The following is a 23,372-nucleotide window of genomic DNA, read 5'->3' as shown; positions in this document are numbered from 1 at the left end:
TCCTTTTTGGAAAGCAGCGGCTGGTTTTTACTTTTGGAATATGGTGTTAAAACGGGTCCCAAAAAGCACCTTATCCCGCTGTTCCACCGGAGGCGGCAGAAGCGGAAGATCCGCCACCCAGAGCACCGGCAGAAGCGGGGGCAAATTCAGTGGAGGGTCCCACTTTGGCCACCTTCTTCCAGGCGTGCATGGCCAGAGCCAGAGCAATAACGCCATAGGAGACAAAGACGCGGAAATACTCACCGATCATGGCGTTGCCGAACAGCTCCTTGCCTGCCAGCGGCGCCACGATAAACAGGGTATGGAACAGCACCACGCCCAGAATCGCCTGTTTGTTGGTGGCCTTCTGGACTGAAGCACCGCCCACCAGCAGCGCGGCAATGGCGAACTGACCCACCTGGGTGTGCGCGCCATAGGTGGAGAAGGTACCCACGTTCTGCAGGAAAATCAGCTGACCCCAGCTGGCCAGAACGGTGGAAAAGATCATAGCGGTGATACGGGTACGGTCCACATTGATGCCCGCCGCGTTTGCCACCACGCGGCTCTGTCCCACTGTGCGCATATTCTGGCCCAAACGGGTACGCATCAGAACGGTATTGAACAGACACAGGCCGGCAATGCACAGGTAGGTCATCACAGGCAGCCGCACATAGATGAGGATCTCATATACAGCGGGAATGTAGGTAATGGCATAAACCAGCACCGCCGCAACGCAGATGGCCAAAGTCCGTTTGACATTCACGTCTTCCTTGCGGATGACCTTGAGCCAGAGGAATTTTGCAATCTGCCAAACCAGCACAATGGCGATCCACAGTTCCACCGCCCACAGAAGCAGCAGACGGTCGGCGGCCAAAAAGCTCTCCACCGCGGGGATAAAGGTAACGGCATAAACCGCACCGGCCACCACCAGGGAAATCAAAGATTTTTTCCAGTTGACCGGCTGTTTCTGAATCAGCTTGATGAGGGCGGAAAGGACAATGGCCGCCACCACAATGTAAAAGCCGATCTCCACAATGGTGAGCATGGGAACGGTGTCCAGAGAATACTTGATGGTATCCTTCAGGTCGATGGTGTTCTTGACGCCCACACCGGTAGCGATCATCAGCTTGGGGTTATTGATGGGAATAACACCGCCGAAGATGAACAGGAACAGCAGCTGGTACAGACCGTCGGCAAAGTAGCCCAGCACCAGACCGCAGATCATCTCGGAGCCCTTGGCTTTGTTGAACAGCTTGCCTACCAGGAAACCGAAAAATACCGCCATAGGAGTAGCCAGCAGCGCGGTGAGCAAAAATCCGCCGATGCCCACAAAGCCCCAGTGGGTGGTGAGGAAAACGGCGATCTGCGCCGCCATGGCGCCGATGACGATGCCGAAGTTCAGTCCCATACCGGCCAGCACCGGGATGATCAGAGCCAGCACCAAAAAAGAGTTTCGGGCGATACGGGTAAACAGCTCATTTGCCACAAAGGTCAGCGGCTGTTTGGAAGCGATGATGGTCAGCACACACAAAATCACAAACAGAATGACTACCTTCTGTTCAAAGAGCTGATCCATGATCTTTCTTTTATTCACGGTCGCCACCTCCTGTCTGCGTGAGGGCATAGATGATGATGCCGTTGGAAATGATCAGTCTCATCACCTCGGAGAGGTTGCTCTCGGGGATGAACTGATTGGCCACCGGCAGCGCCAGAGCCATGATGCTCTGGAACAGGAAGGTACCGATGAGCACATGAGAAATGCGGGCCTTGCGGGGAGAAGCACCGCCGATGAGGACCGCTGCCACAGAGGTAAAGCCCATCATCATGGGACCGTTATACAGCTGCATGAAACCGAAGCCCTGGGCATAAACCAGAATGCCCACAGCCGCCAGAACGGTGGAAAGAATGGTGCCTACCAACCGCATCCGGTTGACATTGATGCCGTTGGCCCGGGCGAAATTGGGGTTGGCGCCGGCGGCGCTCATGGCCTCGCCGGTTTTGGAGCGCATAAACAGCCACACCAGCAGGCACATAAGGAAGAAGAACAGCAGCAAGCCGGTTGGAATGGTGAGGGAACCGATTGTGATGGCGAAGGTGTTGTTCATAACACCGGAATAGGAATCCGCCAGGGAGATGGTATTCCGCAGTCCCTGACCGGCGTTGGGGTAGATCAGCTCACCACTCTGGAAGGGAAGGATGGTCCACAGGATATTCATGAAGGCGATGATGGAAAAGCCTACATAGGTGGTCACCGTCATTTCAGACCCCTTGACCCGGTTGAGCAGCAGAGCATACAGCCAGCCGATTCCGGCAGCCAATACAACGCCAATGAGGATGGCGATGAGAATACCCACCCACTGGGCCAGCAGCGGATGGACCGCCACCAGGGCGGGAATGTTGGCCAGACGGAACTCAACGACGATCAGTCCGCCCAACAGGCCGCCCACAATACCCATGGAGATACCAAAGTTCAGGCCGATGCCGCACTGAACAGCCGGCACCATCGCCAACACCAGCACGCCATACATACCCCAGCGGCGGAGGAAGTCGCTGCACAGCTGGAGCAGATCCATCTGGAAGCCTCCTGCCGCCACCAGCAGCAGCAGGAAGAATCCCGCGATGATAATGCGGGGCAGACCCACCTGCCGGACCAATACTTTTGCGTTATCCCGCACGCTGTCCACCTCCTTGCTTGAGACCGCCGGACATTGCCAGGCCAAAATCGGCGTCGGAATCATCGGGCTTCAGGATGCTGGCCAGGCGGCCGTCGGACACAATGGCGATCCGGTCACAGACTGACCGCAGCTCCGCCAGCTCGGAGGAAACAACAATAACGGTCATTCCCTGCTCCCGGTTGAGCTTCACCAAATATTCCAGCACCAGCTTTTTGGCGCCGATATCGATGCCTCGGGTAGGTTCCGATACAAACAGGATTTCGGGATTCAAGGTCAGCGCCCGGGCCAGACATACTTTCTGCTGATTGCCGCCGGAAAGGCGTCCCGCCATTTGACGGATGCCGGTGCAGCGGATATCCAGCTTCTTGACCATTTCCTCGGCATGACGCCGGGTGGCGCTGCCATTGTGGAGGCGAATCCATCCATACTTGTGGAAAAAGTCATTGTTCACCTGCATGGCGGAGAAAACAATATTCTTTTCAATGCTTTCATCCAGCAGCAGGCCCACGCCCCGGCGGTCCTCGGAAACAAAGGCCACCTTATGGTGGAGCGCTTCACCCAAACGGCTCAGATCCAGCAGCTCTCCGTTGACCCGCACCTCACCTGACGCGGTATATAATCCCATGATGCCGTTGGGAATACCCAGCTTGCCCTGGCCTGCCAGACCGCCGATGCCGAAGATCTCCCCTTTGCGGATGTCCAGATCAACGCCCTTGACCAGCTCGCCGGGCATATGTACCACATAGTTGCGCAGGCTGACGGCAATGTTGTCGTCAGAAAGGACACGGGTATCCTCCCCCTGGTCCTCCACCAGTTTCTCCACCTTGCGTCCGATCATCAGCTCGGCGATCTCCACCACGCTGGTCTCGGCGATCTCCCGGCGGGCCACAAACTCGCCGTCACGCAATACCGTCAGACTGTCTGCCACCTCCATCACCTCATCCAGACGGTGGGTGATAAAGATAATGGCGATTCCCCGGGAGGCAATCACTTTCATCGTCTCCAGCAAACGGGCAGCCTCACTCTCGGTAAGCACCGCCGTCGGCTCGTCGAATACCAGCAGCTTGATACCGGTCTTGTCGATTTCACGGGCGATCTCCACAAACTGCATATAGCCTACCGGCAGCCCTCCCACCTTCTGACTGGGGGAAAGCTTGAGGCCAATGGTGTCCAGCGCCGCCTGAGCATCCTTTTTCATGGCTGCCCGATCCAGGATCTCCATACTTTTTCCCACCAGCCTGCTGACCAGATTGGGATGGCTCAGTTCCCGGCCAATTTTGATATTCTCGGTGACGGTAAAACCGGGAATCAGCATAAATTCCTGATGGACCATGCCAATGCCCAGCTCCATGGCCTTGACAGGCGTATCAATCTTCACCGGCTGACCATCCACCTCAATGGTGCCTTCAAAGCCGCCGGTGGAATGGATCACCGGCATGCCGAACAAAATGTTCATCAGCGTAGATTTGCCCGCACCGTTTTCTCCCATGAGGGCATGGATCTCACCGGGCCGCACCTGGAGGCTGACCCCCTTGAGCACCCGGTTGCCGCTGTATTCCTTGGAGATATTGTCCATCTTCAGGACGTAGCTTCGCTCCAATGTCATACCTCCCTTATCACTTGCTTTTCTGTTATTCATGCAGACCCTCCAACAAAATGACCCGCCAGCCTGTAAAAGCCAGCTGGCGGGTCCTGTTGTTCAGATCTGTTTTGAGTTCAGGATATACGCCAATGGATCAGAAGGTAACGAAGTCGGACATAACCAGATAGTGATTGGCCACAGAGTTTCCGTTCTCCTCATAGTTCTCCACAGTCATCTGGATGCCGGGATAGAACTCTTCAGCACACTCCTGAATGGTGGAGCGGAGGACCGCGTCATCCAGAGTGCCGTTGGTCTGGCCTTCCAGGATCTTCTTTGCATACTCAACACCGGCGGAAATGAACAGCATATTGCAGGGAACGCCCCAGGTGGAAACACGACCAGTCATACCAGCCTCATCCACCTTGGTCTTCAGCTGCTCCAGCAGGTAGTTGACATCCGCTTCGTGGCCGGACATATCAATGTTCAGCGCCGCGGGGAAGGCATGGAAGGGAGAGGGGCAGCACTGGAGGGTGTAGATGGCGCCTTCCTCAAAGACCTTGCGGATCAGAGGCTCCTGCATGCTGCAATTAGTGGTGAAGAACACGGTGTCCTTGCCATACTTCTCGATCTGGCGCGGAACGTCCTCCAGGATGAACTGCTGAGCGCCGGGGACACCGCTGTCACCGGTGGGATCGGGAGCGGTGACGTCCACCAGCTCGATGCCATTTTCAGCGCAGTACTTTTTCAGGTTCTCATGGCGGGCAACGATCAGCGCATAGCTCATGTGCCGGGGGAAAGAGTAGTGGATCAGGGTCTTGGCACCCTGGATCTTGGCCTGGGGAGGAATGGTGATGCCGCAGCCGGGCTCATCTACCTGAAGCACAATGTCCGCTTTGGGATCGATAACGCCAGGGTCCTCACCAGGGGTACCGGCGATAAAGATCATGTCGGGGCGAGTCTCCCGCACCTTATCGATGGCAGCGGCGGTACCGGGAACAGCCTGACACCAGACAATGGCCTTGACGTCAGGGTCGGAAGCCATGGCCACCGCGTTGGAAATAACCGTCTCGGTCTCGGTGGTGAAGTTATCCGGATAGGTGGCGGTAACGATCATATCGCCATACTTCTCTTTCATCTTGTTGGCCTGGGTGATCTCCTCATCACCCTGGGAAGCGGTACCGGTGATGATACCGATCTTGAAGTTCTCGGTTGCGGCAGGGGCAGATTCAGCAGGGGCCTCACCGGTGCTGGAAGCAGGGGTGGAGGCAGGGGCAGATTCAGCGGGAGCCTCAGCGCCGCGGCAGCCTGTGAAAATCATCATGGCAGCCATTGCAAGGCAAATCAGCTTCTTGGTCATACTCAGGTTCCTCCTTCAATTCTTTCAGGGTTCTTTATTCTTTCATCGCGGTCTCGTAGGCCACAGTGAAAACAAAATATATCTGATTTTGTCATATAATAACGATTGTTTTTTCATATTTGGAACAAGATTTAGAAATATTTGATATCAATTATAGTGGAAAACTTTGCCCTCGTACAGCCCTAAAACGCTAAGAATTTGCTAAAAATGCAAGTTTTTGTTTTCCAACCTCTATTTTTTCTCCGATTGGAAGACATTCTCCCCTTTCCATCAGGAAAACATTGCCCCCAAACCTTTTCTGATGATATAATATTAATATAAAAAGAATCATTTCTTATGTCCAAACCAAAAAAACAGACGCCCAGAGCCTTTTGATTAAAAAACCGGCAACTTTATTGATCCATTCTTTCTGTTATCCTTTTTCTCTGCCCATGGAGCGAAGCTGATTTATTTTTTCCCCTTTTCCGAGGCGACCACGAAAGTAAACAAAAGCAGGCCCGATGAGAGGTAATTCAGCTATGGTTACAGGAAAAATCCTTCTTTCGTCTGAAAATCCCCATAAGCTTCAGTGTCTTTCCGCACTTTTGGAGGAAGCGAAGTTTCTTCCCATCTGTGCAAAAAGCGGCCAGGAGACGCTGACATTGGCCATTTCCCATCTGCCGGACGCCATTGTTTTGGACCTGGAGATGACCTCTATGGATCCCCGATGGCTGGTGGAAAAACTGCGGGAATGGTATCTGCGTCCCATTCTGATCCTTTCTTCTCCTTTGTCGGAAACAGAAACCGTTCTGCTGCTGGATATTGGCGTGGACAGCATTCTTTCCTCTCCCTGGGATTCTCTCCAATTTCCTGCCTATATCCGTGCTGCCATTCGTCTCAGCCGCAGATTGATGGAGGCAGACAATCCCACCGGCGGTTACCGTTACAAAGATCTACTGATCGACTTTCACCGCCGTCTGGTTCAGCTGGGGGACAAGTCTGTCCGCCTGACGCCCATTGAATACCGCATTGTGGAGCTTCTGGCCCGCAACAGCGGCCGGGTCCTCAGCCACAGGCTCATTATGGAGCGGATCTGGGGCCCCTATCACAATGAAAACAATAAAATCCTCCGGGTGAATGTCACCAATATTCGCCGCAAGCTGGAGGCCTGTCCCGGTACGCCCTGTTATATCCTCACAGAAAACGGGGTGGGATACCGGATGCCTCCTTCTGAAGAAAACAACTGATTTTCCCTCCCGGCGAAAAGGACTTTTTTCATCGGGAACATTTCTTGACTTTCCCTGCGGGAAGCCTTATGCTGGAACTGCTGCGGCGGTAGCCGCCTGAAAATATGTACCGGGATACCGGTGCTGGAGGTCTTTTGCCATGAATATCGTTTTGCTGGAATCCCTGGCCATCAGCCGGGAAAAATTGTCTCAGCTGGCCGCTCCCTTTGAGGCTCAGGGCCATCAGTTTACTGCCTATGACGACGGCTGTCGGGATACCGATGAGCTGATCCGCCGGGCCAAGGACGCCGATGTGCTGATGATCGCCAATTCTCCCCTGCCGCCCCAGGTGGTGGATGCCTGTCCCAGACTGCGGCTGATCTCGGTGGCATTTACCGGCGTGGATCATGTGCCCATGGAGCTGTGCAAGGAAAAAGGTATCCTGGTATGCAACTGTGCCGGATACTCCACCGATTCGGTGGCAGAGCTGGTATTCGGATTGGTTTTCGGCCTGCTGCGCCGTATCTCTGCCTGCGATACCGCGGCCCGCAGCTGCGGTACCAAGGCTGGTCTGGTAGGGTTTGAACTGAAGGGAAAGACCTTCGGCGTGGTAGGCGCCGGCGCCATCGGTGGCCGGGTGGCCCAGCTGGCCAAAGCTTTCGGCTGCCGTGTGGTGGCCAACCGCCGTTCTGTGGCTGCCGGTACAACAGTGGATGGCGTGGAATACCTGACATTGGAACAGCTGCTGACCCAGAGCGATATCGTCAGCCTCCACGTTCCCGCCACCGCAGAGACCAAAGGTCTTATTGACAAAGAAAAGCTGGCGCTGATGAAGCCCACCGCCCTGCTGATCAACACCGCCCGGGGCGTGGTGGTGGATAACGCCGCTTTGGCGGATGCGCTGAAGGCAGGAAAACTGGCGGGGGCCGGTATCGACGTCTTTGAGATGGAGCCTCCCATTCCTGCCGATCATCCTCTCACCGGCGCGCCCAACACCATTCTAACCCCTCACGTGGCTTTCGCCACCGCGGAGAGCATGGAAATCCGTGGCGAGATGGTCTTTGAAAATGTCCGGCTGTGGATGGAGGGGCATCCCAGAAACATCATGGGCTGACCCTTCCATTCCGGCAAAGGCGAGGGGGGCTTTTTCCTCCCTGTACTTGCTCTGCGGCGGCATGGAAAGCCGTTTTGCCGCCTTGACAAGGCTATGGACACGGTGCTAAAATAAAACCTTGTGAAGCCTGCTGTTTGGGCGGAAACCAACGAGAAAGGAACGTAACCTATGTCTGGACATTCCAAATGGAACAATATTAAGCGGAAAAAGGGCGCTTCCGACGCCCAGCGCGCCAAAATCTTTACCAAAGTGGCCCGTGAGATCTCCGTGGCGGTAAAGGAGGGCGGTCCTGATCCTTCCGTCAATGGCAAGCTGCGGGACTGCATCGCCAAGGCCAAGAGCGTCAATATGCCCAACGATAACATCGACCGCTGCATCAAAAAGGCCGCGGGCAGCGATGACAAGAACAATTACGAGGAACTGATGTATGAGGGTTACGGACCTTCCGGCGTAGCCCTGATCGTGGAGACCCTCACCGACAACCGCAACCGTACCGCCGGTGATCTGCGTCATTACTTCGACAAATGCGGCGGCAATCTGGGACAGACCGGCAGCGTTTCCTTCCTGTTCAATCCCCGGGGCGTTGTGGTCATCGACGATCCCGACGGTGAACTGGATGAGGAAAAGGTACTGGAGGACTGCTTCGATGTAGGCGCCGAGGATGTGGATTTTGCTGATGGTTCCGTTCAGGTCCTCACAGGCGTCAACGACGTCCGCGCCGTCCGGGAAGGTCTGGAAGCCAAAGGTTACACACTCTCTTCCGGCGAGGTGGAGTATCTGCCTGTTACCACCACCAATATCGACGATCCTGAGCTGCGGGAAAAGATGAGCAAGCTGCTGGACCTGCTGGACGACAACGACGATGTTCAGAACGTCTGGAACAACTGGGGCAATCCTCCTGAGGAGGAAGAGGAGGACTAAGTTTCTCCTGAAGCTCCCTTTCCGTCACTGCAAAGCCCCCGATAGACCGGTTATACTGCCGGCCTGTCGGGGGCTTTTTCTTGTATGCTTTATGAAAATCATATTCTCCCGCCCTGCCAAAGGCTGGAATCACAGTATGTCAAAGTCTTCAGGGCAGCAGATCCTGGAGCACATCCCGTATATGTACCGGCATCACCTGTTTTTGAGCCAAAAATTCCGCCATAGCCTCTGCTGTTTCCTCATTCCGGAAGACACTGCGCAAGCGGCATAGTTCTCCCTTTTCCATACCTTCCTGGCTGCAAAGCAAACCATATGTACCCTTTCTTTCCTCAATCACCCGGTAGCTGCATCGGATCAGCTGTCCATCCATCTCTATCTCACTGTAAAATGAGCTGCGCTCCATATACATTCCCTCCTTTTTGTTTCTGCCCAACAGGGGCTGTTTTCAGTATACCGCACAGGACGCGCTCCCGCCACCGGGAAGTAATGGGAAGAACGCAGCCACCCTTTCCCAATATCCTTTTCGCCGGGATCCTCCGCTCATATTTCCCCAGGCAGCTGTGATGAAAGGTCCTTTTCAACTCTTTGACAAAAGGGCGGCCGTTCTCTTTTGACTTGACTGCAAAAGAAAAAATCCAGGCTGCAAACCTGGATTTTGATATTGTGCCCACACTCTGTCAATCGTTACTGGGAGGAAAGGCGGGCGATCTCTTTTTTCAGCTCGACCATATTATTGAGCCAGTCTCTCGCCGCGTCCATGTCACCTTTTTCCTTTGCACGGTGCAGGCCATTTCGATACACTGCCAGTTTGCTCTTCATCCGAACAAGCTCCATCGTACTGTCCATTGGAAAGCCCTCCTTTTTTCTTCTTTGCTTGAACCGTTGCCACACTTGATCCCAGAAAAATACAGCGACAAAAATTTCCGCCTCTCCCTTGCGGAGCTGCTTCACCAAATGCCGCGATATTTCTTCTGTTATTGTTTATTATAGCACAAATCCGCTTAAAAAGCCAATCTACAAGGATTTTTCTCCGTTTTTTCCGAAAAAGGAGCCCCTATTGTGCAGTGTTTTTGAGCGTAATATCCATCATACAAGGACTTTTGTATTCAAAAATGCCGTTAAATCGTTCAGATCATTCCTTTTGTCTGGAGCAGCTTACGCCGTTTTTACCATATCCTTCCACATATAAAAAGAGGAATGACACTGGCAAACCGTGTCATCCCTCTTTTGTATTTGTTCTTCAGGTGTCTTTTTAAATTCTGCTGTTCAAAGGTTCTCCATCCAAGCCTCCGGACCAGGTCCCCCGGTTTCCGGATTGCGCACCTGAGCATAAACCGTTGTACTGGTATTGCGGTACATACTCCCCAACAGTTCAAAAGGCCAATAGATCCGCCCTGTTTCAGGCGCCCTGGCAGAACCGGGAGGTATAATAATGGTTCCACCGCTCCATGTAATGTCCAAGCCTACCCCTTTAAGACGGATCGCCTCCATCACGCTCCAGGGCAATCCCGAACAGCCGGAAGCGTTGACATCAATGATCAAACTGCTGTCCGCCGCCTGAATGCGGTGAAAAGTCGTATTCCAGACCTCATCCTTTTCCCGTCCGGACCAGGTTGCAGTGATGGCCTCCGGCTCCACTTCCGTCTGCGCCGGAGATGGCGTCCTGGGTTCCACTGCCCAGGCATTGGTGGCAAAGAGCACCGAAAGCAGTATCCCCGCCGTTACTTTATGACAAAATCTCAACCGACGTCACCTCTTTCTCTCGCCCCTACGCCGCCTTTCGCAGACATCAAGGGATTATTCTGTCATCGCTTTTAAACATATCAAAAAGCATCTTCAAAATCAAGGGCTATATTGTAAATAACGCCTGAATTTCCCCGAAAAGAACACATTTGGTGCGAATCTTCTCCCCAACCATAGCCATCATCATCTTCATAACGGTAATCGTCACCGTCATCAAAGCCATAGCCGTAATTAAAGCCGTAACCGTAATCATCACCGTCGTCAAAGCCATAGCCGTAATCATAATAGTAGCGGAACAGATCCCCATCATATTCGTCACTGTAGCCTCCGCCCATTTCATACTCAAAAGCTTCCCATGCGGTGCGGAAACTGACAGCCCATCCCACAAGCACCATCAAAATGATTGCTGCCGCAGCCAAAATCACTACCGCAACCGGCAGTCTCTTTTTCTGGTTGTCTCTCCTCCACCAGCTGTTTGACGGCGGAGGCGGCGGCGGAGAAAATCTGCTTCCCAAATCCGGCCGCTGCACATGCTGATAAAAACTTCCACCTGGCCCAAAGGGAGCTTCTCTGAGGGGAGCCCCGCAGACAGGACAAAAATTTCCTTCCTGTACCTGATGACCACAGCGTTGACAGCGCATCCTTTTCCCTCCTTTGACGGTTTATCTCTTCTTCCACTTTTATTATATGGCGCTCACAGCTGAAATGCAATGATTTTCCTGTCTTGACATACCTTGATATTCCAGGTATACTAATGGCAGAAGCATAGAATTTCCAGGTATATCTGAAGGGAGGATCTTTATGGGCAAAAAGGCTGTGGAGCATACCGCTTTGTTGGTGTTGTCGCTGCTGTCAACGGAGGATATGTACGGTTATCAAATGATTTCCAGACTGGAGCAAAAGTTTGACAGCACCTTTTCCATGCAGGAGGGCACCCTTTATCCGGTTCTGCGGAAGCTGGAAAACCAGGGCGCTGTCCGCTCCTATGAGCAGCAGGCTCCTTCCGGGCGGATCCGAAAGTATTATCACCTCACCGCTTCCGGAAAGCTGCTGCTGCGGCAGGAAGCACGGCAGTGGGAAGCTTATCAGCAGGGGGTCAGCAGCGTGGTAAAGCTGGCGGTATTGGACTAGGAGGCGGCTTTTATGGAAGATTTCGCAGCCTTTCTGGACGCTGTTAAGCATCAGCTGAACCGTGCGACGGAAAAAGAGGCAGCTTCTTTTTTGGAGGAACTGGCCGCCCATCTGGAGGACCATACTGAGGCCCTCACTGAAAGCGGCTGGCCTGTGGAGGAGGCCCGAAACCGGGCGGTGGAAGCCATGGGAGACCCGGCAGCCATCGGCCGTGACTGGAACGCACAGCTTTCCCGCTTCTGGCTGTGGCTGAAAAGGATTTGCCAGGGACTTTTGCTGCTGACGGTGCTGACGCTGATCATGCCTCTTCTGCTTTCCGGCAGCATTCTGGTGGATAACCTTACTGCCCGCTTCTTCCCTCTCAAGGGTGGCGATTACCAATTGGGCAGCACCCAAAACGCAGTCTGGCAGGAGTGGGAGCCCATCCTGCTGGATGGAGGAGAGTATATGATATCCATCTACCGCATCGGTTTGGGAAAGGATGAAAACGGCGCTTACATCTGTGTTTCCTCCTGTGTGTATAACAAAAACCCCCTGGGACCCGCACCGGATAACCTCCGGCAATCCATTACCGTCAATGGACGGAGCGGAGGTGGCGGCGGAAGCAGCAGCGGGGGCGCCGCCTATTGGACCAATGTGATCCAGGTGGAACCGGATATCCCGTCGGCTACCCTGGAACTATCCTGGTACGGCATGGAACTGTCCACGGAAATTCCCCTCAAGTGGGAGGTGCTGTCATGAAAAAGCGAAGAAAAACTCCTCCCTCCCGCCGCCGGACCGCCTTAAAATGGTTGGGCGCCCTGGTGTCGCTGATGCTCTTTTTCAGTGTCTGCGGCATTTATCCCCTGCTGCCCCGACAGGGAGCGGAATATATGCGCCAGTGTGCGGGAATCGCCCCCATGGAAGTGGTGAAGTCCTTTTACGACCCCACTTTGGTGGGGATGCGCACCAGCCGAATTTATCTGATGGCCAATGAAGACGCTCTGCTGCTGACCGCTTCCCGCTTTCATCCTCTGATGGGATGGTCCGGATTTTGGAAGGGCGCTGTGGCAGTGAAAGAAGGTTTGCCGGTACAGCCCGGCTACCATATGGTATCGGACCGGAGCGGAAAAATGGTATATCTCTACGGCAGGGTAGACGATCCCAATGTATCCACTTTCACCTGCACCCTGACCCTTGTATCGGAAGACGGTGGGCAAGAATGGATCCCCGCCGGCACCATTCAAAAGACTGTGGGGCAGGACGCCCTGTTCACCGCCGGAGATGGACATACCTATTTTCTTTTCTCCATTTCTCTGGAAAGCAAGGAGCATTTTCTCTACCAAGCCTTTCTCTCCTGCACAGATGGTTCCGGCAATCCCATCCTCTGGCCCGGACGCTATCAGGAACATTCCACCGCTTCCTTTGAAATCCAGGAGAGCACCTCCACTTCCATCCTCAACAATTAGGCAGTCTTACCCAAAATCAAAACACCACAAAAAGCGAGGTTTTCCAAACCGGTTTCAGCCTGGAAAACCTCGCTTTTAAAAATGACAAGAGAAAAATGCAGTCTGCTTTTCAGAAAAAACGCCCTTGGTCCATGGTCTTTTCCTTTCACAGCATCCGGCCCCGGAAATACTCCAGCAGCTTCTTTTCCCTTCTGGAAACCTGCACCTGTGTCATTCCCAGCCGACGGGCGGTCTCACTCTGGGTCATGGAGCCAAAATACCGCAGGCGGATCAGCTCCCGATCCCGCTGCTCCAGCTCCTCCAACAGCTGCTGTAACGTGAGCAGGTCGGACACACGCTCCTCAGGCGATTCTGTGGGCAGATCGATTTGTCCTCCCCCTTCATCCTCCTGCTCCGTGAGGGAAACCGGCGGCGTGGTGGCGGCAATGGCCTGGGCCACCTCCTCCATCGGCCTGCCCATGGCGTCGGCTACCTGGGAAACAGTGGGCTCCTGCCCCATGGCGCCGCTCAGCCGCTCCCTGCACCGCAGGGCTTTGATCCCCAGCTCCTTGATGCTGCGGCTGACCTTGACCGTTCCTCCATCCCGGAACAGCCGGCGGATCTCTCCCAGTATCACCGGCACCGCGTAGGTGGAGAACATGACCCCCCGCCCGGAATCAAAGGCATCGATTGCCTTCACCAGTCCCACACATCCCGCCTGGAACAGGTCATCATACTCGATTCCCCGCCCCTTGAAGCGATGGGCGCAGGCGTGCACCAGCCCCAGATTCTGTTCCACCAGCTCTGAACGTTCCAGCACCGGAGCTGCTTCCGCCGCCATTCTGTCTCCCCCTTCCTGCCTTGTTTTTTCACTCGCCCCGGGTGGTCAGTTTCTTATCCAGGGTTACGGTGGTTCCCTTGCCCACCTGGGATTTCACCCGTACCCGGTCCATCATTTCCTCCATCACCGCAAAGCCCAGGCCCGCCCGTTCTCCAGTCTGGCAGGTGGTATACAGCGGTTCCATGGCCTTTTGAACATCCGGTATGCCGCACCCCTTGTCCTGTACCTTGATCCTCAAAAGCCCTCCTGGATACAGCGAAACGGTTATGTACACCATTCCCAATGTATCCCGATAGCCATGGACAATGGCGTTGGTCACCGCCTCGGACACCGCCATACGAATATCACACAGCTCGTCCACTGTAGGGTCCACGGTGGAGGCAAACGCCGCTACCACTGATCGGGCAAAGCCTTCATTGACCGAACGGCTTGGAAATACCGCCTTTACACTGTTGAGCGCCTTCATTCGTCCTCACCTCCCCGAAGCTGAATCGGCAGGCTTTCAATGCCCGCCACACGCATCACTTTTCTCAGGTGCCGGGGAAGTCCCGTGACGATCAGCTGTCCCCCCAGCTCCTCCATCAACCGGTAGCGCCCCAGTACCAGACCAATACCGGAGGAATCCATAAACTCCACCCGGGCAAAATCCAATACCAGCCGCTGCGGCCTGCACTGCTGCGCCCGGCTGTCGATCTCCTCCCGCAGCTGCTGGGCCGCGTGATGATCGATCTCACCGGCAAGGCGCGCGGTCATCTGTTCTTCCTCCACTGTGATTTTGACTGCCATCGTTTCGTCGTCCTTTCTTTGAGCGGAGCTCCGATTCCGCAAAAAAAGCCGGTCCTCCGTCCCTTTTTCAAGGATAACGGAGGACCGGCGAAAAATTGGTCGAAGCAAGGGGGAAGGGAAATATCTAAAAACGCGCGTCCTTTATTAAAAGGATCCCTCTTCCACAGAAAGTTATTTTCACCCGCTTCGCCAAGCTGTCATTGGTCCTGAATTCGCATCATTCTGCCACGCTCATGGCTTTCGCCAGATGCAAAAAAGCCCCGGTCCCTTTCACCTTTTGATGAGCAGGACCGGAGCTTTGACAACTCCATTGGAACTATGAAACAGTTCCACAGCGGCATTACAGCACTTGCCGGATGTTATTTTGGATTTTTTCACTGGTGGCATTATAAGCCCCAATCTCCTCCTGAGAAAGCCCCGCCATCATCGTCATACGGTAATCCAACACGGTGGTGGCCAAATCCGCCAGAATGGGGGACGCCTGAGAGGAAAAGGTGATCCGAAACAGCTTTTTCCCACCCTTTTCCCGGGTGCTTCCCTCCGGGGACACATCCACCAGGCCCCGTGAAACCAGCTTTTGCAGCAGCGCCCAGCAAGTACGAAGGGGCAGGGAAACAAAGTCTGCCAGATCTCCTCTGGTGATTTCTGCCGGAATCTGCCGCAAATACAGCATCAGCCGCATCTCCGCAAGGGTCAGCCCATGCTTGAGGGCGGCGGTCTCCAGGTAGCGGTCCATCAGCTTGCGCCGCCGGAACTGATCAAACAGCGGTCCCTCTCCCGCCAGAATATCATTATTCACATGGAAACGTTCTGTTCCCAGCTTGGCAGAACCAGGTAAAATCCCCGGAGGCACCACGCCATCTCCAGCCGCGTCCACCAAAAAGCGGTAAATTTTCAGCTTGCTTTTCTCATAGGCTTCCTCATCCAGCACTGTCCGGTAAAACTGATTGTAGTACTCAAACACTGCCAGCTTCATGCGAACCACTCTGGACAGGCTGACACTTTGGCTGACCAAAGAGCCCTTGGTTTTCACATAATAATAAATGGGAACCTGAAGAGCGATGATTCGCTGGGTATAACGGATATATTCCAGGTTGAACATAAAATCCTCACACCAGCTGATGGCGGGATTCATCTCCAGCCGGTGTTCCATCACAGGCTGCCGCCGGTACAGCTTGTTCCACAGCACCCCATAGTAATAATCCCCCGGATTCTCCATCATATGGGAGGCAAACTCCTGACGGGTCATAACGCCGGTTTCCTCAATATCCCCTTTGGGAGAGACCCGCTCCCCCACTACCCGGTAAAAATCCGCAATGACCATATCACAGTCATTATCTCTGGCTGCCCGCAGCAGGGAAGCGGTTGCATCGGGGGTGATCCAGTCGTCGCTGTCCACAAACTGGAGATATTCTCCTTTCGCTTCCCTCAGCGCCAAATTCCGCGCAGCGGAAACCCCTGAATTCTGCTGATGAAATACCCGGACCCGGGAATCTCTGGCCTGGTAATCATCACAAATGGCGCCGGAATGATCCGTGCTGCCGTCATCGATCAGCAGCAGCTCAAAATCCCGGCAGGTCTGTTTCAAAATACTGTCCACACAGCGAGAGATGGTTTTACCCGCGTTATAAACGGGGACAATGATACTGACGGATGGTTCCATACAGGCTCTCCTATCACTTTTGTCTATTTTACTGTAACAGATTTTATTTCAGGGAAAGTTCCCCCGGCAAAAAACGCTCTCCCAAACAGGCCGAATTACACCTGACCGGCCAGCTGTTCCCGTCTGGTCAGTTCCCTCCAGACAATATGCAGCATGGTCAAAAAGCAGGCGGCCCCGCCGATAAAATTGGAAACAGGCTCCGCCAGAAAAACACCATTTGTCCCCAGTGCGGGAATCATCGGCAGCAAAATCGTCAGCGGCGCTACAATGATCACCTTCCTGAGCATGGAAAAGAAGATGGCCTGACGGGATTTTCCCAACGCTACAAAGACGCTCTGGCCTATCATTTGCAGTGCCATCATGAAAAATCCAAAGAAATAGATCCGCATGGCAGGCACCGCCGCCTCCACCAGCTGCGCTTCATGGTTGAACAGGTGAATGAAAAACACCGGGAACAGATGAACCAGCCCCCAGGCGGTCACAGTATAACCGATGGTAGCCACCGACAGGAAACGAATGCCCTGTTTGACACGGCCATATTCCTCGGCGCCGTAGTTGAATCCCATCACCGGCTGGGCACTGTTGGTCAAACCGCTGATGGGCAGCTGGATCACCTCCCGCACCGAGTTGAGAATGGTCATCACTCCCACATACAAGTCGCCGCCGGTGGACTGAAGGGTGGCGTTGCAGAGAATCTGCACCAGGCTGTTGGTCACAGACATCATGAAGCCGGCAGTGCCCAGGGTGACGATGCGCCGCACCCGGTCCAGCTTGAGCCGCATGGCGGACAGCCGCAGGCGTAAAATCGCCCTGGGACCGGTGAGAAAGGTCAGAATCCAGATGGTGGAAAGCATCTGGGAAATGACCGTAGCGATAGCCGCTCCCCGCACTCCCATATCCAGTACAAAAATAAAGATGGGGTCCAAAATGATGTTTGCTACCGCTCCCAGCACCACTGTCAGCATTCCCACACGGCCAAAGCCCTGGGAATTGACAAAGCTGTTCATGCCAAGGCCGGTCATGACAAACAGGGTGCCCAGCAAATAAATGGTCAGGTAGTCATTGGCATAAGGATAGGTGACATCGCTGGCGCCGAAGAGATAAAGCATTGGTTTTTTGAACAGATAACAAAAAACCATCAGCGCCACGCCGGTCAGCATCATCAGCGTAAAGGAATTGCCCATGATGGATTCCGCTTCCTCTGCCTCTCCCCGTCCCCGGGCGATGGAGCATAAAGGAGCGCCGCCCATACCATACAGATTGGCAAAGGCGATGACCATGGTGATGATGGGCAGGCACAGCCCCAAACCAGTCAGCGCCAGTGTGGCGTTTTCCGGGATGCGCCCGATGTACATCCGGTCCACCACATTGTACAGCACATTGACCAGCTGGGCCAAAGTCATAGGGACAGCCAGCCGGATGATATTGCCCACAACGCTGCCCTGAGAAAAATCATTTTTCTGTTTTTGTTCCAATCTTGTTCCTCTTTCCCGCCTGAAGTTTCAAAGGAATATTGCTGAAGAAAACGGCGCCGTCACAGAACCGTTCTCTCCCGGCAATCAGCTGCCTGTTTTGGAGATGGATACCTCCGCTCCTTCCCCTGAAAGCCCCGCTCCAAACAGCAGTGTCTGTCCTCCTTCTGTGATCCACAGGCATCTTCTGCTTCCGAAGCCTTCCGCATTGTACCAGCAGATGGTATAACCCGGCCGATCGTCCCGAACAAAGACATAAACCGCCGGCTTCTCTCCTGCCGACAGATACACCAGCTCACCTGGCTGCGACCCATCAGCCCACTGCTCCGCCAGCGCCAGATTTACCGTCTTTCCCGGAACTTCGGTAACGTAACCATATGCCAGCGCCTGGCTCTGAAATTCCTCCGGCTTTGCCAGCAGCTGTGCCGCTTTTTGTTCATTCATCACTGTGGGCGCCGCGGGCGGTATCAAATTACCCTGCTCATCCGCCGGTACCAGGCCTTGTCCCCCACCGCCGGTACCAGTCGTGAGGATCTCATATTGATCCCCGCCTCTGGCGACAATGCGGAACTCGGTATAGCAGTCATCCCACTGGATCGCTCCGCCCTCCAGCTGCTGTCCCAGGCCGTTGGCGCTCAGATGAGCGGGACTGTAGCTTTGATAGCTCAGATGGGCGGAAACACAAAATTCACTGGCATCTCCCGCCACAAGGGATACCTGCTGAGCCTGGCAGTTGTCCATCCGATACCAGGTAACCACATCCTGGCTGGTATAAGCCTCCATCCAGTGAAGAATCCCCGTCTCCCCAATGGCTGTCAGCTCTCCCGCAGGAGCGGTGAATACATCCCGCCCCTGTACAAAGCGCTGAGCTGATTGACGGGCCTCCTCCACCATACGGCGGAAGTTATCTGTATCTTCCAGCGGGAAAAGACGGAATTCCTCCCCACCCCAGATATCAGTAACCAAAAAATACTCTTCCCCATCCTGCAGCAGCAGAATCTGATAACTGTAGCCGTCCATCCGGTCTCCATAGATCCAGACCTCCTGGCTGGCCTGGGAAAGACGCTCCATTTGGGCTGGATCAGTAACCTCTTCTCCCAGCACCAGCGCCGCCAGCTCCTGCTGACACTGCTCCAGCTGCCAGATATCATAGGTGGCAAAGGAATCCTGCTGGGTATAAAAGCGAAAATCCGCCGTTTGGAACAGTTGATCCTCCGGCAGGGCGTTGGCCGCCACCAGCAAGGGCAGTTCCTCCAGCTCCTGCACAAACTCCTCTTCTGTCATCTGGCTTGAAACGGATTCTTCCACCGCAGCGGGCTGAGGGCCAAAACTGCATCCGGCCAAAACAGCCGCCATCACCGCGGCAAAACCCATCCGTAAAAGCTTGTTTCTCATCGCCCATCATCCTTTCCACCGTCCCGCAGCTCAAGAAGGGCGGGACGCAGCGCAGAAGCAAGATACAAGGAACCAAATACCAGTACAGTATCCTCCGGCCCCGCCAGAGACAGCGCCCGGTCCAACGCTCTGCGGCAATCCGGCTCCACCTCCAAACGGCTGCAGCACCGCTCTGCCAGCACCGCCAGCTGCTGCGGCTCCAGCGCCCGGGGATTATCCGGGGGTGCGGTCACGATACATCCCTTGAGGAAAGGGGTCAGTTGGTCCAGCGCCTGCTGACAGTTTTTATCCGCCATCATCCCCACCACAGCGATGATGTTCCGGGCGCCCATCTCCATCAAACTGTCCCGGAGAGCCGCCACGCCGGGAGGATTATGGGCCCCGTCCAGCAAAACCAAAGGAGCACAACCCATCTGTTCCAGCCGCGCCGGCAAAAAGGCGGTCTTTGCTCCCGCCTTAATCGCCTCCACCGATACGGGGAGGCCTTGCTTTTCCAAACATAAAGCGGTGTCCACGGCAGCCATGCAGTTGCCGGTCTGATAGGAGCCCCGCAGCCCCAGGGTCAGGTCCATCCCCCGGTACCGCATCCGGCTGCCCTCCCGGTCACAGACCACCCGGCACAGATGGGCGCAAGTGGATTCCACCAAGGGGCTGCCTGTTTCCCGGCATCTGCGGCGAATCACTTTCAGCGCCTGAGGGTCCATCCCCGGACCTACCACCACCGGATGTCCCCCTTTGATGACACCACTCTTCTCAAAGGCAATCTCCTGGATGGTATCCCCCAACAGCTGGGTATGGTCCAGGCCGATGGAAGGAATGACCACCGCCAATGGGGCCGGAATGATGTTGGTAGCGTCAAAACGCCCTCCCAGGCCCACCTCCAGCACCACCACATCACAGGGCGTCCGGCTGTAGTACAGCAGCGCCACAGCGGTGATAAACTCAAACTCCCGGGGGCTTTCCAGCTCCTCGGCCACCTGATCCCCAGCCATCCGGACCTCTCCGGCCAGCTGCGCCAGAACCTCCGGCGGGATCATCCGGCCATCCAACTGGATGCGCTCCCGGAAATCCACAATAAAGGGGGAGGTATACAGCCCCACACGATATCCCGCCTGCCGCAGCATCGCAGCCAGAAAAGCGGAAACCGACCCTTTTCCATTGGTGCCGGCCACATGGATGAAGCGGCATTTTCTCTCCGGATGCCCCAGCTTGTCCATCAGCATGGCCATCCGGGTCAGTTCCGGCTTGCGGCTGAAGCGGTGAAGGCTGTGGATATACTCCACCGCCTCCTGACAGCTGTCAAATCCACCGGAAAAACGGTTCTCCGCCTGCCCCATCATTCTCCAAACAGCTCCCTGGCCTTTTGGGCCATACGGCGTCCATAAATCCGGAACAGCTCCCGGCTCTCTTCAAACTGGTCCTTCAGTGCCACAGGTCCCAGATGGATATAGGGCTGGCCCAAAGACGCGCCGCTGGAATAAACCACCATTCCCTTTACCAGCATATGCTCCAGAATGGTCTGGATCGCGATGTCCGCTCCCCCCTGAGGATAATTGGCGGTAGCGAAAGCGCCGCCCAGCTTGCCTGCCAGCGCGCAATCCTTGCTGTCCTCATCAAAGAACTTTTTCACATGCCAGGTGGTGCTGGCCACCCAGGTGGGGGTCCCCACCATCACAGCGGCACTGTCCCGGACAAAGTCCAGGTCCATTTCTTCCAGGGAAAAGACGCCCGCCTGACAGCCGGGCTCCTGCTCCACTCCCGCGGCGATCTCCCGTGCCATCTCTGCTGTTTTACCGGTTTTACTGTAATAGAGAATGGAAATCTTCATCTGAAATCCCCTTCCTTTCCTGAAATCATGCGGTCATTCCGCCAGCTCGATCTCACCCTTCATCAGCAGTGACAGAAATCCATCCAGATCCTCCGCCACCTGCTGCGCCTTCTCAAAATAAGGCTCACAGCCATAAAGCACCGCTCCGGGATGCTCCTTTGTGTCCAACGCGAAAAAGCCGTAGCCCCCTCCCACAGAAACAAAAAAGGGCATGGCGCCATCCCAGAAGCGGACGATGCGCTCCATCCGCGCCTTGTTCCCCTTGTCCTCCGCGGCAGCCAGAGACATCAGCTCCAGCTCATTCCAGCGGAACATCAGCTCCTGTCCTCCTGCATAATCCTCCTCACAGAGAAACCACGCCGTATCCTGGGGACTGATGCAGCTCCTTACAGCCCCCAGAAACTCCAGGTAGCTTTCAGGCACCTGATAGCGCTTTGTTACGCTCCCGTCCAGCTGGCATTGTCCTGTCCGGTTGCGCCGCAGTTGCCAGCCCCGCTCCTTTGCCCATTGCAAAAAAGGCTCCAAGTTTTGATTGATCATTGCTGTATTCCGTGCCTTCCTTTTTCATTTTTCAGGGGAGAATCCTCCTGCATTCCAGGTAATAGCGCTTTTCCTCCGCCTCCCCCATGGAAAAGGTCTTTCGGGGCAAGGCTCCGTCCTGAATCACCGCCGGGAACAGGCTCTCCTTATCCATTACCGGCAGCAGCAGCCCCACCGCCCCTTCCCGGGCCAGCCGCTCCACCGTCTGCCTGCCGTGGATATAGTCCACCGTACCGCCGTAGGCCGCCAGGTAATCGTCCAGAAACCGCTGAATACTGCCCACGGTCAAGCTATGCTCCGGAGCAGAAATGGTCATCTCCCGCTCTTGGCCGTCAGCCAAAAGGGTGAAGCGCTGAGGGGAAAAGCTTCCATTCCGGGATGCTGTCCACTTTTCCAGCGCCTCCAGAAAATGATGGTGATCCACTCCGAACACCACCCGATGGATCGCCTCAAACACCAGGGACCGGTCATGAAGGTTTCCCAGCTCTGCCAAAGCATACCGGGCGGGATGGGTCTGACGCTGCTGTGGGGCAAGAGTTTTTTTGATCTTCTCCCAGCAGTTCTTGGCGGCTCCCAGGGAATGGTTGCCGTCCCCCATGGCGTAAACCAGGGGCGCAGCGCCGGTAAGACCATATTTTTCTGAAAACACCTGGGGATCTGCCAGCTGCTCCAGTTGTTCCATCAGCCGCCCCTGCTGCCCGGTGGTCAGCAGCCAGCCGGCCACCGAACCCCCTCCCATCATCAGGGGAAAATGATAAAGGAGCTCCATCTGGTCCTTCTCCGCCGCCAAGCCTTCCACAATACAGCAGGCGGGGTCATCAATGAGGGTAAGGATATGAGGGCACTCCAAAGAAGCCGCTTCCCGGATGGCCGCCCGGGGGGGAAGCCGGTCCAGCACCGTTCCTTCCGTGGCCCGGATGAGGGAGCCGGAACCTGTGTGATAATCATACTCCTCCAGGTCCAGCCGCCCCAGAATCCCATGACGCACCGCTCCACTGGCGAAAGTGCGTTCCACATAGATCATTCCCTGAGGAAGCAGGCGGAACACATCCTCCTGCTGATACCGGTCCATCTCCCGGCGGATCTGCCGGAGCGTGGCTTCAAAGTCCACTTTTCCCAGCTTTGCTTCCGGAAAGATAATATGGGCGGAGGATGGGACGCCTTCAGTCCGCTCCTCCACCTCTCTCCAGTAATCCGGGTCCGACGTAAACTGGTCGCAGGCCACCACGCTCCAGCGCTCCAGCTCTGTTTTTGGCAGCAAAATGTCAGCGGGGTAAAAACCGGTTTTTCTGTTCACAGCCGCTCGCCTTCCTTTCCGCCGGCCTGGAGCCGGAATGAATTGTGTCGATTCTTTAATGATACCGCAAAACCAGATTTTATACAAGAACCTTCCTGGTCTTCCGCTGCCCTGCGGAACAAAAAATCCATCCCCTTCTCCTGAAAACAGGCGAAAACATCAGCTGCGACAAACCAGAAGGCACCCAGCGCACCATATTCTCCCATAAAAGAACGTTTTACCAAAAAATCGGCGCAGGCGAGTTATTTTGACATGGGAGAGATGGATTTTTTCCACCGAGCCCTGTTAAAAGAGGGGAACCATATATTTCCAACTTTCACGATGAACCGGTCACAGATTTCCGCTATTTGCCGCTGATGGAACACTCCCCACTGATAAAGAAGCAAAATTCACCATTTATCCCTGTTTCATGGACT

24 protein-coding genes are annotated in these 23,372 nt (G+C 55.0%); 6 read left to right on the top strand and 18 right to left on the bottom strand.

What is annotated here, in order from left to right; all coding sequences use genetic code 11:
* Positions 1 to 70 precede the first annotated feature (70 nt).
* From BQ5383_RS11330 to BQ5383_RS11315, 4 genes are all read right to left on the bottom strand, one after another.
* Positions 71 to 1,573, bottom strand: coding sequence for an ABC transporter permease subunit (locus BQ5383_RS11330; RefSeq protein WP_071432060.1), 1,503 nt, complete (start codon positions 1,571 to 1,573; stop codon positions 71 to 73).
* Positions 1,566 to 2,654: an ABC transporter permease subunit gene (locus BQ5383_RS11325; RefSeq protein ID WP_235821973.1), complete on the bottom strand. Its 1,089-nt coding sequence runs from the start codon at positions 2,652 to 2,654 to the stop codon at positions 1,566 to 1,568. Before BQ5383_RS11325 ends, BQ5383_RS11330 begins: the two co-directional genes overlap by 8 nt.
* Complete coding sequence (locus tag BQ5383_RS11320) at positions 2,644 to 4,293, bottom strand: sugar ABC transporter ATP-binding protein (protein ID WP_235821972.1); 1,650 nt, start codon at positions 4,291 to 4,293, stop codon at positions 2,644 to 2,646. The genes BQ5383_RS11325 and BQ5383_RS11320 overlap by 11 nt, the downstream gene beginning before the upstream one ends.
* A 97-nt stretch (positions 4,294 to 4,390) precedes the next feature.
* Positions 4,391 to 5,593, bottom strand: a complete 1,203-nt coding sequence (locus BQ5383_RS11315; RefSeq protein ID WP_071432056.1) for a DUF3798 domain-containing protein — start codon at positions 5,591 to 5,593, stop codon at positions 4,391 to 4,393.
* 518 nt (positions 5,594 to 6,111) lie between these two features.
* Between BQ5383_RS11315 and BQ5383_RS11310 the strand changes: the two genes are divergently transcribed.
* The 3 genes from BQ5383_RS11310 (at position 6,112) to BQ5383_RS11300 (ending at position 8,833) form a co-directional block, all read left to right on the top strand.
* Positions 6,112 to 6,819 (top strand): winged helix-turn-helix domain-containing protein, encoded by a 708-nt coding sequence (locus BQ5383_RS11310; protein ID WP_071432053.1) that lies wholly within the window; start codon positions 6,112 to 6,114, stop codon positions 6,817 to 6,819.
* Between the two features lie 139 nt (positions 6,820 to 6,958).
* Positions 6,959 to 7,912: a 2-hydroxyacid dehydrogenase gene (locus tag BQ5383_RS11305; RefSeq protein WP_071432051.1), complete on the top strand. Its 954-nt coding sequence runs from the start codon at positions 6,959 to 6,961 to the stop codon at positions 7,910 to 7,912.
* 168 nt (positions 7,913 to 8,080) lie between these two features.
* Positions 8,081 to 8,833, top strand: a complete 753-nt coding sequence (locus BQ5383_RS11300; protein ID WP_071432049.1) for a YebC/PmpR family DNA-binding transcriptional regulator — start codon at positions 8,081 to 8,083, stop codon at positions 8,831 to 8,833.
* Between the two features lie 148 nt (positions 8,834 to 8,981).
* Here the strand turns inward: BQ5383_RS11300 and BQ5383_RS11295 are convergent, their stop codons facing one another.
* The 4 genes from BQ5383_RS11295 to BQ5383_RS20770 form a co-directional block, all read right to left on the bottom strand.
* On the bottom strand, positions 8,982 to 9,236 hold the full coding sequence (locus BQ5383_RS11295; protein WP_071432047.1) for a DUF6514 family protein: 255 nt from the start codon (positions 9,234 to 9,236) through the stop codon (positions 8,982 to 8,984).
* Between the two features lie 281 nt (positions 9,237 to 9,517).
* Positions 9,518 to 9,679, bottom strand: a complete 162-nt coding sequence (locus BQ5383_RS21135; protein WP_172724621.1) for a hypothetical protein — start codon at positions 9,677 to 9,679, stop codon at positions 9,518 to 9,520.
* 420 nt (positions 9,680 to 10,099) lie between these two features.
* The gene (locus BQ5383_RS11285) at positions 10,100 to 10,576 is read right to left on the bottom strand and encodes a hypothetical protein (RefSeq protein ID WP_071432043.1); all 477 of its coding nucleotides are present in this window, start codon (positions 10,574 to 10,576) and stop codon (positions 10,100 to 10,102) included.
* Between the two features lie 80 nt (positions 10,577 to 10,656).
* Complete coding sequence (locus BQ5383_RS20770) at positions 10,657 to 11,217, bottom strand: zinc ribbon domain-containing protein (RefSeq protein WP_139193409.1); 561 nt, start codon at positions 11,215 to 11,217, stop codon at positions 10,657 to 10,659.
* A gap of 160 nt (positions 11,218 to 11,377) precedes the next feature.
* Between BQ5383_RS20770 and BQ5383_RS11270 the strand changes: the two genes are divergently transcribed.
* Genes BQ5383_RS11270 through BQ5383_RS11260 form a run of 3 tightly spaced genes read left to right on the top strand, consistent with a single transcriptional unit; the run spans position 11,378 to position 13,155 of the window.
* Positions 11,378 to 11,707, top strand: a complete 330-nt coding sequence (locus tag BQ5383_RS11270; protein ID WP_071432037.1) for a PadR family transcriptional regulator — start codon at positions 11,378 to 11,380, stop codon at positions 11,705 to 11,707.
* 12 nt (positions 11,708 to 11,719) lie between these two features.
* Entirely contained in the window at positions 11,720 to 12,448 is a 729-nt protein-coding gene (locus BQ5383_RS11265; RefSeq protein ID WP_071432035.1) for a permease prefix domain 1-containing protein, read from the top strand.
* A complete protein-coding gene (locus BQ5383_RS11260; protein ID WP_071432033.1) occupies positions 12,445 to 13,155 on the top strand; it encodes a hypothetical protein in 711 nt (236 codons plus the stop codon). Before BQ5383_RS11265 ends, BQ5383_RS11260 begins: the two co-directional genes overlap by 4 nt.
* 145 nt (positions 13,156 to 13,300) lie before the next feature.
* On the opposite strand, the gene BQ5383_RS11255 is transcribed toward BQ5383_RS11260, so the two are convergent.
* The 10 genes from BQ5383_RS11255 to BQ5383_RS11210 all read right to left on the bottom strand — a co-directional run bounded on the left by BQ5383_RS11255 (position 13,301) and on the right by BQ5383_RS11210 (position 22,956).
* A complete protein-coding gene (locus tag BQ5383_RS11255) occupies positions 13,301 to 13,975 on the bottom strand; it encodes a sigma-70 family RNA polymerase sigma factor (RefSeq protein ID WP_207646811.1) in 675 nt (224 codons plus the stop codon).
* A gap of 28 nt (positions 13,976 to 14,003) precedes the next feature.
* Positions 14,004 to 14,441 carry an anti-sigma F factor gene (gene spoIIAB, locus BQ5383_RS11250; protein WP_071432031.1) on the bottom strand — a complete coding sequence of 146 codons (438 nt, stop codon included), beginning with the start codon at positions 14,439 to 14,441 and terminating at the stop codon, positions 14,004 to 14,006.
* Positions 14,438 to 14,761, bottom strand: coding sequence for an STAS domain-containing protein (locus BQ5383_RS11245; RefSeq protein WP_071432030.1), 324 nt, complete (start codon positions 14,759 to 14,761; stop codon positions 14,438 to 14,440). The genes spoIIAB and BQ5383_RS11245 overlap by 4 nt, the downstream gene beginning before the upstream one ends.
* Before the next feature lie 340 nt (positions 14,762 to 15,101).
* The gene (locus BQ5383_RS11240) at positions 15,102 to 16,424 is read right to left on the bottom strand and encodes a glycosyltransferase (protein ID WP_071432028.1); all 1,323 of its coding nucleotides are present in this window, start codon (positions 16,422 to 16,424) and stop codon (positions 15,102 to 15,104) included.
* A gap of 95 nt (positions 16,425 to 16,519) precedes the next feature.
* Positions 16,520 to 17,827 (bottom strand): MATE family efflux transporter, encoded by a 1,308-nt coding sequence (locus BQ5383_RS11235; RefSeq protein ID WP_083390114.1) that lies wholly within the window; start codon positions 17,825 to 17,827, stop codon positions 16,520 to 16,522.
* Between the two features lie 156 nt (positions 17,828 to 17,983).
* On the bottom strand, positions 17,984 to 19,291 hold the full coding sequence (locus tag BQ5383_RS11230; RefSeq protein WP_071432025.1) for a hypothetical protein: 1,308 nt from the start codon (positions 19,289 to 19,291) through the stop codon (positions 17,984 to 17,986).
* Entirely contained in the window at positions 19,288 to 20,631 is a 1,344-nt protein-coding gene (locus BQ5383_RS11225; protein WP_083389939.1) for a bifunctional folylpolyglutamate synthase/dihydrofolate synthase, read from the bottom strand. The genes BQ5383_RS11230 and BQ5383_RS11225 overlap by 4 nt, the downstream gene beginning before the upstream one ends.
* On the bottom strand, positions 20,628 to 21,119 hold the full coding sequence (locus tag BQ5383_RS11220; RefSeq protein ID WP_071432023.1) for a flavodoxin family protein: 492 nt from the start codon (positions 21,117 to 21,119) through the stop codon (positions 20,628 to 20,630). Before BQ5383_RS11220 ends, BQ5383_RS11225 begins: the two co-directional genes overlap by 4 nt.
* Before the next feature lie 33 nt (positions 21,120 to 21,152).
* Positions 21,153 to 21,659, bottom strand: a complete 507-nt coding sequence (locus BQ5383_RS11215; protein ID WP_083389938.1) for a hypothetical protein — start codon at positions 21,657 to 21,659, stop codon at positions 21,153 to 21,155.
* 31 nt (positions 21,660 to 21,690) lie between these two features.
* Positions 21,691 to 22,956: a DUF1015 domain-containing protein gene (locus BQ5383_RS11210; RefSeq protein WP_071432021.1), complete on the bottom strand. Its 1,266-nt coding sequence runs from the start codon at positions 22,954 to 22,956 to the stop codon at positions 21,691 to 21,693.
* Between the last annotated feature and the right edge of the window lie 416 nt (positions 22,957 to 23,372).

Origin of the sequence: Angelakisella massiliensis (assembly GCF_900104675.1) — a bacterium.
Taxonomy (GTDB): domain Bacteria; phylum Bacillota; class Clostridia; order Oscillospirales; family Ruminococcaceae; genus Angelakisella; species Angelakisella massiliensis.
This window is presented reverse-complemented; position numbering and strand designations above follow the sequence as displayed.

Coding starts and splice junctions, on each gene's coding strand:
- BQ5383_RS11320 (WP_235821972.1), bottom strand. CDS start 4,293: ATGAATAACAGAAAAGCAAGTGATAAGGGAGGTATGACATTGGAGCGA.
- BQ5383_RS11315 (WP_071432056.1), bottom strand. CDS start 5,593: ATGACCAAGAAGCTGATTTGCCTTGCAATGGCTGCCATGATGATTTTC.
- BQ5383_RS11310 (WP_071432053.1), top strand. CDS start 6,112: ATGGTTACAGGAAAAATCCTTCTTTCGTCTGAAAATCCCCATAAGCTT.
- BQ5383_RS11305 (WP_071432051.1), top strand. CDS start 6,959: ATGAATATCGTTTTGCTGGAATCCCTGGCCATCAGCCGGGAAAAATTG.
- BQ5383_RS11300 (WP_071432049.1), top strand. CDS start 8,081: ATGTCTGGACATTCCAAATGGAACAATATTAAGCGGAAAAAGGGCGCT.
- BQ5383_RS11295 (WP_071432047.1), bottom strand. CDS start 9,236: ATGGAGCGCAGCTCATTTTACAGTGAGATAGAGATGGATGGACAGCTG.
- BQ5383_RS21135 (WP_172724621.1), bottom strand. CDS start 9,679: ATGGACAGTACGATGGAGCTTGTTCGGATGAAGAGCAAACTGGCAGTG.
- BQ5383_RS20770 (WP_139193409.1), bottom strand. CDS start 11,217: ATGCGCTGTCAACGCTGTGGTCATCAGGTACAGGAAGGAAATTTTTGT.
- BQ5383_RS11270 (WP_071432037.1), top strand. CDS start 11,378: ATGGGCAAAAAGGCTGTGGAGCATACCGCTTTGTTGGTGTTGTCGCTG.
- BQ5383_RS11265 (WP_071432035.1), top strand. CDS start 11,720: ATGGAAGATTTCGCAGCCTTTCTGGACGCTGTTAAGCATCAGCTGAAC.
- BQ5383_RS11260 (WP_071432033.1), top strand. CDS start 12,445: ATGAAAAAGCGAAGAAAAACTCCTCCCTCCCGCCGCCGGACCGCCTTA.
- BQ5383_RS11255 (WP_207646811.1), bottom strand. CDS start 13,975: ATGGCGGCGGAAGCAGCTCCGGTGCTGGAACGTTCAGAGCTGGTGGAA.
- spoIIAB (WP_071432031.1), bottom strand. CDS start 14,441: ATGAAGGCGCTCAACAGTGTAAAGGCGGTATTTCCAAGCCGTTCGGTC.
- BQ5383_RS11245 (WP_071432030.1), bottom strand. CDS start 14,761: ATGGCAGTCAAAATCACAGTGGAGGAAGAACAGATGACCGCGCGCCTT.
- BQ5383_RS11240 (WP_071432028.1), bottom strand. CDS start 16,424: ATGGAACCATCCGTCAGTATCATTGTCCCCGTTTATAACGCGGGTAAA.
- BQ5383_RS11235 (WP_083390114.1), bottom strand. CDS start 17,827: ATGACTTTGGCCCAGCTGGTCAATGTGCTGTACAATGTGGTGGACCGG.
- BQ5383_RS11230 (WP_071432025.1), bottom strand. CDS start 19,291: ATGAGAAACAAGCTTTTACGGATGGGTTTTGCCGCGGTGATGGCGGCT.
- BQ5383_RS11225 (WP_083389939.1), bottom strand. CDS start 20,631: ATGATGGGGCAGGCGGAGAACCGTTTTTCCGGTGGATTTGACAGCTGT.
- BQ5383_RS11220 (WP_071432023.1), bottom strand. CDS start 21,119: ATGAAGATTTCCATTCTCTATTACAGTAAAACCGGTAAAACAGCAGAG.
- BQ5383_RS11215 (WP_083389938.1), bottom strand. CDS start 21,659: ATGATCAATCAAAACTTGGAGCCTTTTTTGCAATGGGCAAAGGAGCGG.